This window comes from Methylophilus sp. (assembly GCF_035460085.1).
Classification (GTDB): Bacteria; Pseudomonadota; Gammaproteobacteria; order Burkholderiales; family Methylophilaceae; genus Methylophilus.
The window spans coordinates 1-3,527 of the sequence record NZ_DATHWZ010000108.1 but is presented as its reverse complement, the minus strand read 5'-3'; the positions used below and the strand labels follow the sequence as shown (position 1 = coordinate 3,527).

Sequence of the window (3,527 nt, the reverse complement as noted above, 5' to 3'; positions counted from 1 at the left end):
CGCATTCAGGGTGAGCTCATCCGCAGCACCGCCTTGCAGGTAGGCCCAGGTTGGCCCTGACATATGCTCGCGTGCATGCCGTTCATAGTCCGCAGCACAAACAATATCCTGGGGGATGGCAGTTAACGCTGGCGTCACCATCAGCGGCTCCATTGCCTTAACAGGTTATGGTAGTGGCCGGTCAGTGCAACAATCTCTTCCGAGTTGCCAACCTGGCTGCGCAGTTTGATCAATGTCATGTCCAGGTTGAACAACATGCTGCGTTGCCAAGCGTCGGGCACCAGGCTTTGTACCCATGAAAAAGCCGCAATACGCTCACCGGCAGTGACGGGTTCTACCCGGTGCAGGCTGGAAGAAGGGTAGATAATGGCATCACCGGCTGGCAGTTTCACTTCGTGGGCACCATAAGTATCCTCTATGATCAGGTCACCACCTTCATAGCTCTCAGGATCAGACAAAAAGACAGTCACTGAAATGTCGGTGCGCAAGCGTTTCCCGCTATCCCTGTCGGTCTGTATGGCGTTGTCGATATGGTCACCATAATTGCCACCACCGGTATAGCGGTTGAACATGAATGGCAGAATGAACTGCGGCAATGCGGCTGAAAGAAAAAGAGGGTGGCGTTCCAATGCTGCAGCGATGGTTTTGGCGAGCGATGGATATTCTTCCGCTTCGGTAGAAAATTGCAGATTATGTTTTGCTTCAGCAGCCAATGGTCCGGCACTCGCAGCACCATCAACCCACGGTCCACTCTGTAAAGCGTTGCGCAAAGTTTCAACTTGAGAAGGATTAAATATCTCGGGAATATGCAACAGCATGATCACTCTCGCCTACAAATAAAAAAGCCCGCCAGAAACATCTGACGGGCGTTCAGTTTAATGCATTTAGAACTTAATTTCTGCAGTTGCCATCGCAGAGCGTGCCAAACCTAACTGCACGCGTGCGCCACTGTTGTTCATCGTGTTGATATATTCTTTATCGAACAAGTTATATACATTCAGACGCAAATTCAAATTTTGATTTACGGCATAAGCCACCATGGCGTCGAATACAGTATAAGAAGGTATCTCAGGCATGTTGTTAACGTTAGCTGCTGTGTTCGTCGTCACTAAACGCTTTTGTTCACCCATATAACGCGCACCGCCACCAATCGTTAAACTATCAAAGGAATATTGCGTCCACACAGTCGCACTGTAATCCGGTACCCAACGTACAGCATTTGTATTCACGCCAGCGGCGGTTTGCTGGTCAAGTGCCTTTGCGTTAAGCTTGGTGAATCCGGCACTGATCTGCCAGTTTTCGGTTATTTGACCGACAGTACCCAATTCATAACCACTGACGCGTGTTTTACCCATTTGTGCCGGGTTACCCAGGTCGTCAAAAGAAGTTTGTTTGTCATTCTCGGTTCTGAAAACAGCAGCTGTTACATTCAATTGGTTATTTAGCACATTCCATTTCGTACCCAACTCGTAATTATCGGTTTTTTGCGGGTCTAACGCACCGTTGTTCTGGTTGTTAGCTGTACCTGAGAGTGCAAAGTTAGCACTTGCTGGTGGTGTATATGAACTGCCGTAAGCGAGATACACACTTCCGTTAGAGGCTGGTTTATACAATACGCCGGCTTTGTAGCTGGCGAGGTTGTCGGAATCGCTCAAATTAAAGGGAGTTAAAGTCGTCACAGCAGGTACAGGATTGCCGCCTGGTAGTATTGATGCACCAATGGCTCTGGTGTCATAACGTTCAAAACGGACTCCGCCATTTACCTGCCATTGATCATTCAAGTCTACGGTATCAAATGCATACACAGCCATGGTCGAAGTGCGGCCATCCGTATTTGCACCATTTGCATATGGTTTGCCCAGTGCATCATTTTCATTCGGGTTGTATAGATTGGCCGGCGGATTGGGAGTGGCAGTGAAAGGGACACCACTAGTGGTAGTCGCTGCAGTACCAAAACCTTTGTTCTTCTGTCTTTCGTAAATGAATTCAACACCACCGGTAAAGGAGTTCTTGAAACCGGCAATGTCGAAAATGCTATTCAGGCTGGTTTGATTGATCAATATTTCGTCATCACGGTTAATGCGTTGGCGAGATCTGGCTAATGTCCATGTGTTTGGGTTTGCAGGCGTTACGGCAGTAATCCCATTCACACCTGTAAGGATACGGTCAATGGATGATTGGCCATAACGTGTAATATTGCGGAGAGTCGTTTTTTCAGATAAGTCATACTCGAGTTTTGCAGTGAGCATGTCTGAGTCAATACGCTCATAATCGTTTTTGCTGCCATAAAAATTTTCACGGTCAGTTTTAGCACCATTGCGGATAGCGGCATTTGTGTTAAAGAAGCCGCTTCTGCCGATAGAGGATATCCCACCATCTGGCGTATTGTCCTGACGAATGTGTTGGGTATAAAAATAGCCGCGTGCATCAGTACCCAGACCAAAGGCAATAGAAGGCGCAATCGAGAAGTTCTGGTTATCAACTTCATCACGTTTAGGCACATTTCCTTCCGTGATCAGGCCGTTGATGCGAACAGCCGTCGTTGCATCCAGTGCCTGGTTAACGTCAATGGTGACACGTTTTCTTTGCGCTGCGCCGTAGCCTACTGTTGCGTAATTAGCATTGGTCAAGGTTGGTAATTTGGTGATCAGGTTGATGTATCCGGAAGCAGCGCCACGGCCAATATCCGCGCCAGCTGGCCCTTTGATCACTTCTACCTGCTCTGTATTGAATATGTCGCGTGTGACTGCACCCAAGTCACGAATGCCATCTACGAATAATTGGTTGGACGCATTGAAACCACGCATGGAAAATGTATCGCCAGCCGATGTATTGCCGTTCTCGCCTTGTTGAACAGTAATCCCTGGCGTATTACGCAGGGCATCAACTAAGGTAAACACACCCTGTTCCGTCAGCAATTCTTTTTTGATGATTTGCACAGTTTGTGGCGTATCAATCAAAGGCTTGGTGAATTTGGTATTGGCTGAAGTATCAGCCTTGAACGGCGCGACTTCTTTTTTTGATTTAACAGCTACTTCAGGTAACTGTGCTGCTTCTTCTGCCGCAAAGGCAGTCATTGAAAAAGTAGCAGCTACTAAAGCTGCGATGCGCGCTGGATGATGCTTGCGGCTACGAATATGACGCATGGTTCTTTCCTCAAATAATGTTTTGCTGGCTGCAGGGGAAACCTTAGGCTGGCACGATGGGGCTTTAATACAATATTTACTTTTTTGAAATGCGCACAGATACAAATCCTTACAAAACGCCGTTGCATACAGCTATACAAGTAATTGTTTTTAAGGGATGATTCGCGCTTTATTGAGAGCGTTGACCTGATGAGGTCAATAAAGTAATTCTGTTGATTTTTTCAGAGAATTCACTGCTCGTTTCACCTGATATTGATTGGCTCCCACTGACTATGATCAATCTAGGATCAAGCCTGGCTATTCAAATATATCAAAGTGTATAAATATGTATCAAAGAGATAATGATAACGTTTCTCATTTATTATTGCAATGCTTATATAG

At 46.6% G+C, this 3,527-nt stretch carries 2 protein-coding genes; both read right to left on the bottom strand.

All coding sequences use genetic code 11. The features are described 5' to 3' along the window. Positions 1 to 140: 140 nt before the first annotated feature. Positions 141 to 818 (bottom strand): Fe2+-dependent dioxygenase, encoded by a 678-nt coding sequence (locus VK958_RS13620; RefSeq protein ID WP_325242255.1) that lies wholly within the window; start codon positions 816 to 818, stop codon positions 141 to 143. A gap of 66 nt (positions 819 to 884) precedes the next feature. Next, on the bottom strand, positions 885 to 3,146 hold the full coding sequence (locus VK958_RS13615) for a catecholate siderophore receptor Fiu (RefSeq protein ID WP_325242253.1): 2,262 nt from the start codon (positions 3,144 to 3,146) through the stop codon (positions 885 to 887). Between the last annotated feature and the right edge of the window lie 381 nt (positions 3,147 to 3,527).